15 protein-coding genes are annotated in these 13243 nt (G+C 72.0%); 5 read left to right on the plus strand and 10 right to left on the minus strand.

Annotated features, from left to right (window positions below; translation table 11 throughout):
• Nucleotides 1–71: 71 nt before the first annotated feature.
• Both CFP66_RS13900 and CFP66_RS13905 read left to right on the plus strand, forming a co-directional pair.
• Nucleotides 72–413: a PadR family transcriptional regulator gene (locus CFP66_RS13900; RefSeq protein WP_094923727.1), complete on the plus strand. Its 342-nt coding sequence runs from the start codon at nucleotides 72–74 to the stop codon at nucleotides 411–413.
• Complete coding sequence (locus CFP66_RS13905; protein ID WP_094923730.1) at nucleotides 410–1108, plus strand: hypothetical protein; 699 nt, start codon at nucleotides 410–412, stop codon at nucleotides 1106–1108. Before CFP66_RS13900 ends, CFP66_RS13905 begins: the two co-directional genes overlap by 4 nt.
• Here the strand turns inward: CFP66_RS13905 and CFP66_RS13910 are convergent.
• Nucleotides 1076–1483: a PIN domain nuclease gene (locus CFP66_RS13910; protein WP_094923735.1), complete on the minus strand. Its 408-nt coding sequence runs from the start codon at nucleotides 1481–1483 to the stop codon at nucleotides 1076–1078. The two genes, CFP66_RS13905 and CFP66_RS13910, sit on opposite strands and share 33 nt — an antisense overlap.
• Nucleotides 1474–1701, minus strand: a complete 228-nt coding sequence (locus tag CFP66_RS13915; protein WP_094923931.1) for a type II toxin-antitoxin system VapB family antitoxin — start codon at nucleotides 1699–1701, stop codon at nucleotides 1474–1476. The genes CFP66_RS13910 and CFP66_RS13915 overlap by 10 nt, the downstream gene beginning before the upstream one ends.
• 73 nt (nucleotides 1702–1774) lie before the next feature.
• Between CFP66_RS13915 and CFP66_RS13920 the strand changes: the two genes are divergently transcribed.
• Nucleotides 1775–2689, plus strand: a complete 915-nt coding sequence (locus CFP66_RS13920; RefSeq protein WP_198961431.1) for an SDR family oxidoreductase — start codon at nucleotides 1775–1777, stop codon at nucleotides 2687–2689.
• A 150-nt stretch (nucleotides 2690–2839) separates the two neighbouring features.
• On the plus strand, nucleotides 2840–3379 hold the full coding sequence (locus CFP66_RS13925) for a hypothetical protein (protein ID WP_094923742.1): 540 nt from the start codon (nucleotides 2840–2842) through the stop codon (nucleotides 3377–3379).
• 18 nt (nucleotides 3380–3397) lie between these two features.
• Here CFP66_RS13925 and CFP66_RS13930 read toward each other — a convergent pair whose 3' ends face one another.
• From CFP66_RS13930 to CFP66_RS13960, 7 genes are all read right to left on the minus strand, one after another.
• The gene (locus tag CFP66_RS13930; RefSeq protein ID WP_094923745.1) at nucleotides 3398–4312 is read right to left on the minus strand and encodes an ABC transporter substrate-binding protein; all 915 of its coding nucleotides are present in this window, start codon (nucleotides 4310–4312) and stop codon (nucleotides 3398–3400) included.
• Entirely contained in the window at nucleotides 4309–5070 is a 762-nt protein-coding gene (locus CFP66_RS13935) for an ABC transporter permease (protein WP_094923750.1), read from the minus strand. Before CFP66_RS13935 ends, CFP66_RS13930 begins: the two co-directional genes overlap by 4 nt.
• Nucleotides 5067–5735: an ABC transporter permease gene (locus CFP66_RS13940; protein ID WP_094923754.1), complete on the minus strand. Its 669-nt coding sequence runs from the start codon at nucleotides 5733–5735 to the stop codon at nucleotides 5067–5069. The genes CFP66_RS13935 and CFP66_RS13940 overlap by 4 nt, the downstream gene beginning before the upstream one ends.
• Before the next feature lie 14 nt (nucleotides 5736–5749).
• Entirely contained in the window at nucleotides 5750–6850 is a 1101-nt protein-coding gene (locus CFP66_RS13945; RefSeq protein ID WP_094923934.1) for an ABC transporter ATP-binding protein, read from the minus strand.
• Between the two features lie 95 nt (nucleotides 6851–6945).
• Entirely contained in the window at nucleotides 6946–9567 is a 2622-nt protein-coding gene (locus CFP66_RS13950; protein ID WP_233159400.1) for an EAL domain-containing protein, read from the minus strand.
• Nucleotides 9568–9751: 184 nt separating this feature from the next.
• Nucleotides 9752–10921, minus strand: coding sequence for an NADP-dependent malic enzyme (locus CFP66_RS13955; protein ID WP_094923757.1), 1170 nt, complete (start codon nucleotides 10919–10921; stop codon nucleotides 9752–9754).
• A gap of 695 nt (nucleotides 10922–11616) precedes the next feature.
• The gene (locus CFP66_RS13960) at nucleotides 11617–11976 is read right to left on the minus strand and encodes a S26 family signal peptidase (RefSeq protein WP_369805040.1); all 360 of its coding nucleotides are present in this window, start codon (nucleotides 11974–11976) and stop codon (nucleotides 11617–11619) included.
• 36 nt (nucleotides 11977–12012) lie between these two features.
• On the opposite strand from CFP66_RS13960, the gene sodN reads away from it, so the two are divergent.
• Nucleotides 12013–12423: a superoxide dismutase, Ni gene (sodN, locus tag CFP66_RS13965; RefSeq protein ID WP_198961443.1), complete on the plus strand. Its 411-nt coding sequence runs from the start codon at nucleotides 12013–12015 to the stop codon at nucleotides 12421–12423.
• A gap of 94 nt (nucleotides 12424–12517) precedes the next feature.
• On the opposite strand, the gene CFP66_RS13970 is transcribed toward sodN, so the two are convergent.
• Nucleotides 12518–13189, minus strand: coding sequence for a DNA alkylation repair protein (locus CFP66_RS13970; RefSeq protein ID WP_233159401.1), 672 nt, complete (start codon nucleotides 13187–13189; stop codon nucleotides 12518–12520).
• Nucleotides 13190–13243 lie beyond the last annotated feature (54 nt).

The following is a 13243-nucleotide window of genomic DNA, read 5'->3' on the forward strand; positions in this document are numbered from 1 at the left end:
CGTATGAATCCGGGACATCCCTGATACTGAGCCGGATCTCAGGGGCGCCCGACTAGGTAGAGTCTCTATGCATGAAGCCCGACGCGGTCCGCGGCCACCTCGACGGCCTGATCCTCGCCGTCCTCGAGGACGGGCCCCGCCACGGCTACGCGATCATCGAATCCCTCCAGGCGCGCAGCAGTGGGCGGCTGGACCTGCCCACGGGCACCGTCTACCCCGCGCTGCGCCGGCTGGAGCGGGCCGGCCTGCTCTCGGGCGCGTGGAGCACGGTCGGCGGGCGCGAGCGCCGCACCTACACGCTCACTCGCGCCGGGCGACACGCGCTCGCCGGGCAGCGCGCCGACTGGGGGGAGTTCAGCGCGGTCGTGGAGGCCGTCCTGCGGCCGGCCCGACCCGCGGAGAACGCATCGTGAACCGCATCGCAGACCCCGTGGCCAGCCACGTGGCCGAGCTCGACCGCATGCTGCACGGGCCCGGCACCCACAAGCGCAGCATGATCGCGGAAGTGCACGACGGGCTGCAGGACGCGGCCGACGCCTACCGGGCCGGCGGGCTGGAGCCGCTGCCGGCCGCCGCCGCAGCCGTGCAGGACTTCGGGCCGGTCCGCGAGGTGGCGCCGCTGATGCAGGAGGAGCTCACCGTGCGCCAGGGCCGCGCGACCGCACTGCTGCTGGCGGTCACGTTCCCCGCGATGGTCCTCGGCTGGGACCTGCTGTGGCAGTCCGGTGTCGGCTGGCCCGGCCCGGCGCCGGCGGTCGTCGCCGCGCTGGCCCGCGTTCAGGACGTCGCGAGCTTCGGGATCGCGGCGGCCGCGCTCGCGCTGCTCACCGCCACGTTCCGGCGCACCGCCGCACCCCGGTGGATCACCGCGCTGACCGGCCTCACGGCCGCCGGCGGCGCGCTCGTGTGCGGCGGCACCGCCATCGTGATGAACCTGGCGCACGCCGAGCAGGCGGGGCTGATGCTCACCACCAGGCCCCTCGCCCTGGTCGCGGTCGTCGCGAGCGCCGTGGTGCTCGTGGTGGTGATCCGCTCCGCCGTCCGGTCGCTCCGGGTGGCGTGGACGTCGACGCGCTCAGACCAGCGAGCGGACCCGCAGGTCGGGTAGGGCCGCGGCGAGCACGTCGAAGTCGCGGTCGCAGTGCACCAACGTGGCTCCGGTGCGGGCGGCGACGACCGCGATGAGACAGTCCATCGTCTTCCGGACGGTGTGACCGCCCCTCCGGACCGCGCGGTACGCGATCGCGGCGTCGCGGTAGTCGAGCGAGGCCTCGACCGGCAGCAACCGGACCCCACGCGACAGCTTGTCGATCTGGGAGAACGCCCGGTCGCTCCCTGCGCCCGAGAGCAGCTCCATGACGACGGGCTCGGTCGTCGCGACGTCGCCCGGACGGTGTTGCAACATCTCACGCAGCTCGACGTTGGCCTGCGAACCCGTGCGCCGGAGGAACTCGATCCACACCGAAGAGTCGATCAGCTCCACTCGCGGTCCTCGATCTCCTGGACCCGCGACTCCCGCATCTCGTCGAGATCGCCGTCCCAGCCGATGCCTTCCAGGCTCTCGAAGAACTCCGGCGACAGCCGCGGCCCCACGAGCCTGCGCAGCGCCAGGTCGACGGCATCCTTCTTGGTCTTGAGGCCGAACTTCCGCATCGCCTCGGCGACGAGCTCGTCGTCGATGTCGATGTTGGTACGCGCCATGCACATACGATACACCTGCGCTACACCGACAGTAGATGTCAGCGAAGCGCGCCATCCTCGAACCATGGCATCGATGGAAAGACCCCTCGCCGGGCAGGTCGCGCTGGTGGCGGGGGCGACGCGGGGCGCGGGCCGGGGCATCGCCGTGGAGCTCGGGGCGGCCGGGGCCACGGTGTACGTCACCGGCCGCACGACCCGGGAGCGGCGCAGCGAGTACGACCGACCGGAGACGATCGAGGACACCGCCGACCTGGTCACGGCGGCAGGCGGCACCGGCATCGCCGTGCCCACCGACCACCTGGTCCCCGAGCAGGTCGAGGCGCTCGTGGCCCGCATCCGCGCCGAGCAGGGCCGTCTCGACGTCCTCGTCAACGACATCTGGGGCGGCGAGAACCTGACGGAGTGGGACAAGCCCGTCTGGGAGCACCCGATGGAGGCGGGACTGCGGATCCTGCACCTCGCCGTCGACACCCACCTGATCACCGCGCGGTACGCGTTCCCGCTGCTGATCGAGCGGCCCGGCGGGCTCGTCGTCGAGGTCACCGACGGAACCGCGGAGTACAACGCCGAGAACTACCGGCTCAACGCCTACTACGACCTCGCCAAGATCGCGCCGATCCGGCTGGCGCGCAGCTGGGCGCACGAGCTCGGCCCGCACGGCGGCACGTCCGTGGTGATCACACCTGGCTGGCTGCGCTCGGAGATGATGCTCGACCACTTCGGCGTCACCGAGGACAACTGGCGCGACGCGTGCGTGGCGGAACCGCACTTCGCGATCTCCGAAACCCCTCGCTTCGTCGGCCGCGCCGTCGCCGCGCTGGCCGCCGACCCCGACCGCGCCCGCTGGCAGGGCACAAGCCTGTCCAGCGGCGGGCTCGCGAAGGAGTACGGCTTCACCGACCTCGACGGCTCGACCCCGGACAGCTGGCGCTACATCGTCGAGGTGCAGGACGCCGGCAAGCCGGCAGACGTGACGGGCTACCGCTGAGCACCGCGCGCCGAAACTCTACGGGTCCCGCGGCGCGTCGCCTGCATGCAGGAATCGGAGCGGGGAGTTCTCCGAAACGCCACATCTCGGAGAGGAGGGTCCGTAGCCTTCGAACTCCTGGATCTCGCCACCTTCGCCCGAAGGAACATCATGGTCGCCTGTCGCCCGGCATCCGTCGCGGTCGCCCTCGTCGGCGCCGCCCTCACCCTCCTGACCAGCGCCGGAGTCGCCGTCGCGCAAGAGCCCACCTGCGAGCAGCGCGGCCTGCTGCCCACGTTCAAGGTGCAGAACGACAAGTGGAGCCTCAGCTTCGACAACTACGAGCACGGCCCGGAGTGGATGGTCGCGGGGCAAGGACCAGGGACGCTCGCCCTGTCGAGGACCGTGGAGGCATCCAACAGCGTCTCGGTGTCGGTCGAGGCCGCAATACCCGTGATCTCGACCGCGCTGGGGTTCGAGGTGACCGACTCGGTGTCCCACTCGGCCAGCTTCGAGCTGAACATGCCCGAGGGACCTCCCGGCAAGAGGTGGTTCATCGAGGCCGGCACCCGCGACGACGTCTACATCTACGAAGTGCAGAAATACTGCGGCTCCGACCCCGAGGGAGCCCCGATCAAGGGGCGCGCCGAGAAGACGGGTCACCTGATCTACCAGTGGTGGGGTGAGAATCCCGGAAATCCCCGCAAGTGACCCGTCGGCCGACGAGGCTCAGAGACCGTTGGCGTCCAGCCACCCCTTCGCCACCACGTCCACGTTGGGCTTCTCCGGCGAGTTGAGCTCCCGGTTCAGCTCCACGAGGCCCTCGGTGGTGAGCGCCGCCGACACGGCGTTGAGCGCCTCGACCACCTCCGGGGTGGCCTTCGACTCATTGATCAGCGGCACGACGTTCTGCGCGGCGAAGTTGTTCTGCGGATCCTCCAGGGCGACGAACCCGCGCTCCTCGATCGCCGGGTCGGTGGTGAACAGGTCGGCCGCCTGCACGGTGCCGTCGGCCAGGGCAGCCACCGTGAGGGGGCCGCCGGTGTCGAGCGGGCGGAACTCCTTGAACGTGCAGCCGTAGGACTCCGCGATGCCGGGCAGCCCGTCGGGCCGGGTCTCGAACTCGGGCGGGCCGCCGAACACGAGCTCTCCGCAGATCGGGCCGTAGTCGGCAAGCGACGTGCCGTACTGCTGCGCCGTCTCGGCGGTGACGACGATCGCGTCCTTGTTCTCCGCCTCGGACCGGTCGAGCACCGTGAGCGGCTCGGGCACCTGCCCCTGCAGCGCGGAGTACACGGCGTCGGGTTCGGTCTCGGCGGCGTCGGGATTCACGAACTGCAGGAGCACACCGGTGTAGTCGGGCACCAGGTCCCACGAGCCGTCCGTCAGGCCGGGGAAGTAGACCTCGCGGGCGCCCACGCCGAAATCGCGCTCGACGCTCACGCCCCGCTTCTCCAGGGTCTGCGCGTAGATCTCCGCGAGGACGCGGTTCTCCGGGAAGTCCGCGGAGGTGATGCGGATGGTGTCGGACGGCGCGGGAGCCTGTCCGCCACCGCCGGGCGCGAGCGGATCGCTCCCGCCGCAGGCGGACAGCAGCAGGATTCCGGCTGCTGCGCCGGCGAGGAGGGTGGACGTGCGCGTCATCGTTCGACTCCAGCGAGTTCGGGAGCGGGGGGAGGTGGGGTGGAGGGTGCGTCGGGTTCCGGTCGAGCGATGTCGACGGTGGGTGAGCGCCCGGCGCGGCTGCGCAACCCGGGAGAGACGACGGCGCGCTGCAGCATCGCGAGCACGCCCTCGACCAGCAGGGCGAGCAGCGCGATCAGGACGGCACCGGCGACCATCTCGGCGTAGTCGTACTGGCGCTGCCCGTCGATCAGGTACCGGCCGAAACCGCCGAAGCTGACGACTGCGGCGATGGCGGCCGTCGCGATCACCTGGAGGGCCGCGGAGCGGACCCCGCCGAGGATCAGCGGCAGGGCGTTCGGCAGCTCCACCTTCAACAGCACCTGCGACTCGCGCATGCCCATGCCGCGCGCGGCATCGACGGTGGCGCGGTTGACGTTGCGCACCCCCGCGTATGCGCCGGCCAGCACCGGCGGTACCGCGAGCACGGCGAGCGCGAGGACGACGGGCAGCAGTCCGATGCCCATGAGGAGCGCCAGAAGCGTCAGCAGGCCCAGCTCGGGCAGCGCGCGCATGCCGTTGCCGAAACCGACCAGCAGGAAGCTGCCGCGGCCGGTGTGGCCGACCAACGCCCCGACGGGCAACGCGATGACCAACCCGATCAGCAGCGCGATGCCGCTGTAGTACAGGTGCTCGACCAGCCGGGCGGGTACGCCGTCGCTGCCCGTCCAGTTGGCGGCCGTGGCGAACCACTCCACCACCCCGGCGAAGAGACTCACGCGCCACCCCCGGACCCGCTGCCCACCCGGTTCCACGGGGTGGCGACCCTCCCGATGCCCAGCAGGACGGCGTCGGCGGCCAGCGCGAGCACGACGATGAGCACGATACCGGTGATGATCTCGACGATGTTCGAGCGCTGGATGCCGTCGGTGAACAGCTCGCCGAGCCCGCCGTTGCCGATGAGCGCACCGACGCTGACGAGGCTGATGTTCGAGACGGTGGCGACCCGCAGACCCGCGATGAGCACGGGGACCGCGAGCGGAAGCTCCACCGCGACGAACCGGCGGCCCGGGCGGAACCCCATCGCGGTGGCTGCGGCCACCACCATGGCCGGCACCGCGGCCAGCGCGTCGGCGATCGATCGGACCAGCAGGGCGACCGTGTAGAGCGCAAGGGCGATGATGACGTTCAGCGAGTTGCTGACCTGCAGGCCGAGCAGCCCGGGCAGCAGGACGAACAGGGCGAGCGACGGGATCGTGTACAGCAGGCCGGACGTGGGGATCAGCACGGACCGCGCCACCCGCGTGTGGTTGGCGAGCCAGCCCAGCGGAACGGCGACCACCAGCCCGACCACCACCGGCACCAGCGAGAGCTGCACGTGCTCCACCAGCAAGGTGCTGATCAAGGAGGTGTTGCGCGGGATCCAGTCCCAGACCCAGACCACAGGTGCGCGTCCCCTCAGGCCGCAGCCGTGTCGTCACGACGGACGTCATCGACCACGCGCAGGACGTCGTCGGCCGTGATGGATCCCGCCACCCGGCCGTCGGCGTCGACCGCGACACCCTGGCCCGACGGTGAGGAGAGCGCGGCGTCGAGCGCGCTCCGCAGCGAGCCGGAGCCGATGTCGTAGAGCGAGCCGCCCGGCACCAGGTGCGCCGCGTCGACGACGGTGGCGCCGTTGCGGTCGGCGCCGTTGAACCAGCCCTGCGGGTGCCGCTCGGCGTCGATCACGAGCACCCAGGCGTCGTCGTCGGGGACCGGCTCACCCAGCGCGAGGGTGGGCAGTTCGCCGATCGCGATCGTGTCGGAGGAGAGGAAGCCCAGGCCCCGGTAACCCCGGTCGCGTCCGACGAAGTTGTCGACGAAGTCGTCGACGGGCCGTGCGAGCAGATGGCCGGGCTCGTCGTACTGGGCGAGCACCCCGCCCACCCGCAGCACAGCCACCTTGTCGCCGAGCTTGACGGCCTCGTCGATGTCGTGCGTGACGAACACGATGGTCTTGCCCAGCTCGGACTGCAGCCGCAGCAGCTCGTCCTGCAGGCTCTCGCGCACCACCGGGTCGACCGCGCTGAACGGCTCGTCCATCAGCAGGATCGGCGGATCGGCCGCCAGTGCCCTGGCCACACCCACCCGCTGCTGCTGACCGCCGGACAGCTGGGCGGGGTAGCGCTTGGCCATCTCGCGGTCCAGGCCCACCAGCTCCATCAGCTCGGCGGCGCGCCCGCGGGCCTTCGCCTTGCCCCAGCCCAGCAACAGCGGCACCGTGGCGATGTTGTCGAGGATGGTGCGGTGCGGGAACAGCCCCGCCTGCTGGATGACGTACCCGATGCCCCGACGCAGGTCGGCGGCATCGGCGGCGGTGACGTCGCGCCCGTCGACCGTGATCGTGCCGCCAGTGGGCTCGATCATGCGGTTGATCATCCGCAACGACGTGGTCTTGCCGCATCCGGACGGACCGACGAAGACCGTGATCTTGCCGGCGTCCACGACGAGGTCGAGGGAATCGACCGCAACGGTGCCGTCGGGGAAGCGCTTGGTCACGCCCCGGAACTCGATCACCCGGGAGACCTCCGTGTTCACCGACGACCCCTTGCCGGTCGCCGCATCTCCGCGAGGCTATCCCGACACACCGACAACCGCGAGCGATACCCGCGTCAGCGGCCCGCCGAGGCGGGCGTCGCCAGCTTCCCCCGCCTCAGCACCTCCCGCAAGTCGTCCGGCCGGACCGGGCGGGAGAACAACCAGCCCTGGTAGGCGTCGACACCGATGCCGCGCAGCACGTGGAACTGCTCGGCGGTCTCCACCCCTTCGGCCACCGTGGTGCGGCCCATCGCGCGCGCCATGTCGACCACCGCACGGGCGACCGCGAAGTCGGCCGGGTCGTCGGCGATGCCCGTCACGAACGCCCTGTCGACCTTGACCGTCTGCGCCGGCAGCTCCTTGAGCCGGGCCAGCGAGGAGTAGCCGGTGCCGAAGTCGTCCACGGCGAAGCGCACCCCGCGCTCGGTGAGCTCGGCCATCGCGGCCAGCGCGTGCGGCGGCAGGGCGACGAGGCTGGTCTCGACCAGTTCGAGCACCAGCTGGTCCCACGCCAGGCCGGCCGCGTGGACGGCGTCGCTCACCGCGGTGAGGAAGCCCGCGTCCCCGGGGAGCAGCCCGGCCAGGTTCACCGCGACGCCGCAGCGGCGGCCCCGCTGCTCGGGCCAGGTCGCGGCCTCCCGGGTGGCGGTGCGCAGCACCCACAGGTCCAGCTCGCGGAGCAGACCGCTGCGCTGCGCGACCGGCAGGAAGTCGGCCGGCGGGATCAGGCCGCGCTCCGGGTGTCGCCAGCGCACCAGCGCCTCCACGGACAGCACCGTGCCGTCCGGCCCGACGACGGGCTGGTAGTCGAGCACGAGGCCCTCGCCCGCGATCGCGGCGCGCAGCTCCGCCTCGAGCTCGAGGGCGGTGGTGGCCGAGGTGACGACGCCGTCGGTGGCGATCCCGATCCCACCGCGGGACTGGCGGCGCTTCGCGTCGTGCATCGCCGCCTCGGCGAACCGCAGCAGATCCGCGGCCCGCACCTCGCCGGTGGGGACCGGCGTGGCGAGTCCGACCGACGCCGTCATCTGCACCGGCCGGCTGCACACCGTGATCGTGGTCCGCAACAGGTCGGCGACGGTGCGGGCGAGCTGGTCCGGCCCGCCGACCTCCGCGTGGTCGGCGCAGATGACGACGAACTCGTCGCCGCCCAGCCGCGCGGCCGTGCACCCGAACGGCAGCTCGCGCTGCAGCCGCCCGGCGAGCGAGACGAGCAGGTCGTCCCCCGCGTCGTGACCGAGCGAGGAGTTGACCCGGGCGAAGTCGTCGAGGTCCCCGCACACCACGGCGACCCGCTCGCGCTCCTGGCCCGCGAGCAGCCGGTCCACCAGCTCGAGGCATGCGGCGCGGTTGGGCAGGCGGGTGAGCTCGTCCACCGTGCCCGCACTGCGCAGCAGCTCGGCGGCCCGCCTGCGGTCCGAGACGTCGGTGCAGGTCACCAGCCACAGCCGGCCGCCGTCGTCGGCCGTGGTGACCGAGACGGCCAGGTCGCACCACACCGTGGTGCCGTCGCCGCGGCGCAGCGGCGTGCTCTCGACGCGGTAGCCGTGGCTCGCTCCCGGGGGCAGCGGACGCAGCCACGCCGGCAGCGCCGCTCCACCGGCGCTCTCATCGGCGGCCAGCGCGGTCGCCGCCACACCGCGCAGGTCCTCCAGCGGAACGTCGAGCAACGTGCAGAACGCCGCGTTGGCGTCGACCACGCGACCCGAGGGGTCCAGCAGCACGACACCCCCGGGGGCCACGGACATCAGGTCGGAGAACCGCTCGCACGAGCGCTCCACGCGCCTGCGGGCGACCCGCTCCGCGCTCACGTCGTGCACGACGCCGATCAGCCGCACCGGCACACCGTCCTCGGCGCGCTCGACCTCCGCGCGACAGCTGAGCATCCGGTCGCCGGGCAACTGCAGCTCGATGTGGTGGTCGCCGGTCGGCGCGCCCGTGCGCAACGCCCGGCACAGGGCCGCGACCTGCTCGCCCTCCACCGGCCCGGTGCCGGCGCCGTCCGGGTCGACACCCACCGCGTGGTAGAGCTCGTCCAGGGTCCCGCTGCGGTGCAGCGTGGCCGTCGCCAGCTCGAACGACCACGTGCCGACGCGGGCCAGCCGCTCCAGCTCGGTGACCCACAGGGGGTCTATCACCGTTGCGGCGTTGCGCTCGAGCAGTACGACCACGGTCAGTCCGGTGCCGGGAACCGTCCAGCGCACCGTCCGCACGGGGACCTGGCCCCCGTCCGCACGCACCAGCCGCGCCTCGGCGTCGGGGCCCAGGACGAGCTCGTGCAGCCCGACACCGGTCAGGTCCGCGTCGTGCGCGCCGGCCAGGCGTGCGAGCGCCGGGTTGACGCGCACGACCCGCTCTTCGCGGTCGCACACCAGCGCGGGATCGCTGGGCAGGGCCACCACGTCCGGCACGGCCGCCGGGACGGCCCCGCCACCGAACACCGCATCGCGCAACGCCGGGAGGGGACCGGGCCCTCGCCCGTCCCCCCACTCGCCGGTCGGCGCCTCGACGACCGCCTGGGCCAGGCGTGACGCGAACAGCGCCGCATCCGGATGCAGGCCCCCGCCCAGCACGGCCTGCCGCGAACGGTGCAGGTCCGTCCGCAACACCGCGTCGGAGGCGCACCCGGTGCCGGTCGGCTCGGTCGGCGGCTCGATGGCCGCGCCCTGACCGGAACGGTGTCCGCGGTCTCTCACGGCGTCTCCCAGCGTTGCGGACTGAATACTCACAGCTTCAACGACGACATCCGCCACGGGATCTGGGCGAACTTCTCGATCGGCCTACCCCACCCCGAGTGAGTGACGCTCCTTTACGCACGCTCCGTGATCAAATTGATCTTCATTTGATCTCCAACGGCGCAGAACCGCAGGCTGCACAGCGTCACACGGCGCGGTCGGGCGTTTCAGCCGCCGCCGCGACCGCGGCCGACACGGCGGGCGCGACACGCGGGTCGAACGGGCTCGGCACGATCGACTCGGCCGTGAGGTCGTCGCGGGCGACGGAGAAGATCGCGTCCGCGGCGGCCAGCTTCATCGGCTCCGTGATCCGCCGCGCACCGGCATCGAGCGCACCGCGGAACACCCCGGGGAACGCGAGCACGTTGTTGATCTGGTTCGGGAAGTCGCTGCGCCCCGTGGCGACGATCGCGGCGTGCCGCCGCGCGACGTCCGGGTGCACCTCGGGGTCGGGGTTGGAGAGCGCGAAGACGATCGCCTCCGGCGCCATCCGGGCGAGGAGCTCCTCGGGAAGCACCGCACTCGAGAGCCCCACGAAGACGTCGGCGCCGTCGAGCGCCTCCGCGACCCCGCCCGCCACACCCCGGGGATTGGTGACGGCGGCCAGCGCCGCCTTCTCCCCGCCACGGCCGTGGTCGAGCACGCCGCGCGAATCGAGCACGACGACGTCGCCGATCCCGGCGGCCAGCAGCATGCGAGCACACGCCACGCCGGCGGCACCCGCCCCGGAGATGACGACGCGCAGCCCCGCCGGGTCCCGGTCCTGCACCGCGCAGGCACCGCGAAGCGCCGCGAGCAGCACGATCGCCGTGCCGTGCTGGTCGTCGTGCATCACCGGGCAGTCGAGCGCCTCGACGAGCCTGCGCTCCAGCTCGAAACAGCGAGGCGCGGAGACGTCCTCCAGGTTCACCGCGCCGAAGCTCGGCCGCAGCCGCACGAGCGTCTCGACGATCTCCTCGACGTCGGTGGTGTCCAGCACGAGCGGGATCGAGTCGAGGTCCGCGAACGCCTTGAACAGCGCTGACTTGCCCTCCATCACCGGCAGCGACGCGCGCGGGCCGATGTCGCCGAGCCCGAGCACGGCGGTGCCGTCGCTGACGACCGCCACGAGGCGGTTCGCCCAGGTGTAGCGCGCAGCGAGCCCCGGCTCGGCGGCGATGGCGCGGCTCACCTCCGCGACACCCGGCGTGTAGGCGACGGCCAGGTCGCGCGCGTCCACCAGCGGGGCGGTGAGCGCGGTCGCGAGCTTGCCACCGCCGTGGGCGGCGAAGATCTCCTCGCGGGTGGGCAGGGTGCGTTCTCCAGCGATCGTCACAGGTCCACTTCCTCGTACAGGTGCTCGGTGCAGACGCTCGCGCCGCAAGCTCTGCTCGGTGCAGACGCTCGCGCCGCAAGCTCTGCTCGGTGGGGGCGCCGTCAGGGGCGCTCGCTCGCCGTGCACCGGAGGTCGCGGGTCGCGACCGGTGCCGGACGGCCTCGCGGGGGCGCCGCAGGATGATGCGGCGAGCCCCGGCGGATGGGCAGTCGGGTTCGGCGCGAGCCTACGCGAACCCGCGGCCGGACCGCGCCTCCGGCCGACGAACGGCGCACTCGTCTGCTCGTGCCTGGGAGGCAGGCCTGGCGCGGCTCCACTCCTGCGACGGCGCGGTGCGAATCGCGCACCAGGGCCCTCACGGCCGCACTCACGTACGCCTCGCACGCCGGCCGGTCACCCCACACGTTCCGCGGAGCGCACTTTTCATGATCAGATAGACCTGAGAGAAATTCGGGGAAGATCCAGAACCCCTCACGTCCATATGGTCATGAAACTCCTGTGGGCGGGCCGTCCCCGGCTCGCGGCCACTGTCCCGCACCACCCCCACACCCCGCGTCCCGCCACGCACCCGAACTCGCGCCACGCACCCCGTCGACGGGTCGCGTGGGCGGAGAAGGGGGGCATGAGCGGGCCGGCAGCGACATGATCCGCATCCCTGCCGCGGCCGCCGCACCAACCGACGTTCGACGGCCGCGTCACGGGCGGCTGCGGAACCTCCGCGGCCGCGGCCACAACCGGGCCCGGACGACCGCCAGCACCTCCGCCGGGCCGAGCAGGCGCGAGTCCGTCGAACCGTGGTCGTTGTCGCCGAGCACCCACCACCCGCGGTCCGCGGGGCGAGCAGCCCGCTTGACCGACAGCTGCTCGGGCCGGGACGACCAGCGGACCAGCACGATGTCGCCCGCCCGGACCCGCGCGCCGAACCAGACGAGCACGACGTCGCCGTCGCGCAACGTCGGAGACATCGACGGTCCGCGCACGGCCACCCTCCGCAAGCGCACTCCCACCCCCTCGTCACCCTGCTGCGCCCCGACGCCGGGAGTAGTGTCGGGCACGCCAGAACGATCACCATCCAGGGAGGACCCATGCGGCTGTTCACGCGCATTCTCCGCCCGCGGCTGGAGGCCACCGCGCACTGCGACCTCCCCTGCGGCGTGTACGACCCGGCGCAGGCCCGAATCGAGGCCGAGTCGGTGAAGGCGATCCAGGAGAAGTACCAGGGCAACGAGGACCCCGAGTTCCGCACCCGCGCGATCCACATCAAGGAGCAGCGCGCCGACCTGGTCAAGCACCACCTGTGGGTGCTGTGGACCGACTACTTCAAGCCCCCGCACTTCGAGAAGTACCCGGAGCTGCACGAGCTGTTCAACAAGGCCACGAAGAAGGCGGGCGGCGGCGCCGACGGCGCCAAGTCGTCGATGGACCCGGCCACCGGCCAGGAGCTGCTCGAACTGATCGCCCAGATCGACAAGATCTTCTGGGAGACCAAGGCAGCTGCCTGATCCAGGCACCGAAAGCGGCGCTGACCGGCGAGAACACTTTCTCGTCGGTCAGCGTCGCTTCTCGTTGGTGGGCGGTCTCCCACGGCCCAGCGTCCTACTGGCCGTGTTGCCGGCGCACCACCTCGGCGATCCAGGTGGGCACGAAGGGAGACGTGCAGCCCGGGGAAGTCGGGTAGTCCTCGAGCACCTGCAGGCGCTCACCGATGTCGATGGCACGGTCGCGGTGCTCGGCGTGCTCGATCCCGATCCGACCGAGGCACTCGTTCATCGCCCACTGCAGGCGATCCGGGGCGCCCTTCATCTCCGCCTCGATGACGTCGAGCAGTCCTGCGAGGTCGAGGCCCTCGGGCTTCCTCCTCACGCGTTCGGTGGTCAGCGCCCAACCGGCAGCGGCGACCCTCGGATCCGGATCGGCGGACCAGGCCAGGCGCAGCTCCTCGGAATGCGAGTTCTTCTTCACCACGTAGTTCACGAGCCAGTCGTGCACCTTCGGGGTGCGCGCCGCGCGCAACATGGCGTCCAACTCGGCACGCTCGAACGCCTTCGGCCGGCAGATCAGGATCGCCAGCAGTCTCGCCGCGGTGTCATCCGTGTCCCAGAGCCGGCGCGCGAGTTCCTGCTGGGTCTTCAGCCGCTTCGCGAGCGCACGTAGCTCGGTGAGGTTCACACCGTGATCGTCACCGTGCCTCGCGTTCACCTCGCGCGTCTTCGGGTCCTCGAGCGCGGCCAACTCGGCCAACACGCCGGCCACCACCCGGTCGGTCACCTCAGCCTCCTGCACCTGTGCGACGAAGGACCGCCGTCGGGTGGCGGCACCCGA

The organism is Pseudonocardia sp. MH-G8 (assembly GCF_002262885.1).
Classification (GTDB): domain Bacteria; phylum Actinomycetota; class Actinomycetes; order Mycobacteriales; family Pseudonocardiaceae; genus Pseudonocardia.

Excerpts from the sequence above, each read along its gene's own strand:
- CFP66_RS13900 (WP_094923727.1), top strand. The coding sequence starts at position 72 with ATGAAGCCCGACGCGGTCCGCGGCCACCTCGACGGCCTGATCCTCGCC.
- CFP66_RS13915 (WP_094923931.1), bottom strand. The coding sequence starts at position 1,701 with ATGGCGCGTACCAACATCGACATCGACGACGAGCTCGTCGCCGAGGCG.
- CFP66_RS13920 (WP_198961431.1), top strand. The coding sequence starts at position 1,775 with ATGGAAAGACCCCTCGCCGGGCAGGTCGCGCTGGTGGCGGGGGCGACG.
- CFP66_RS13925 (WP_094923742.1), top strand. The coding sequence starts at position 2,840 with ATGGTCGCCTGTCGCCCGGCATCCGTCGCGGTCGCCCTCGTCGGCGCC.
- CFP66_RS13930 (WP_094923745.1), bottom strand. The coding sequence starts at position 4,312 with ATGACGCGCACGTCCACCCTCCTCGCCGGCGCAGCAGCCGGAATCCTG.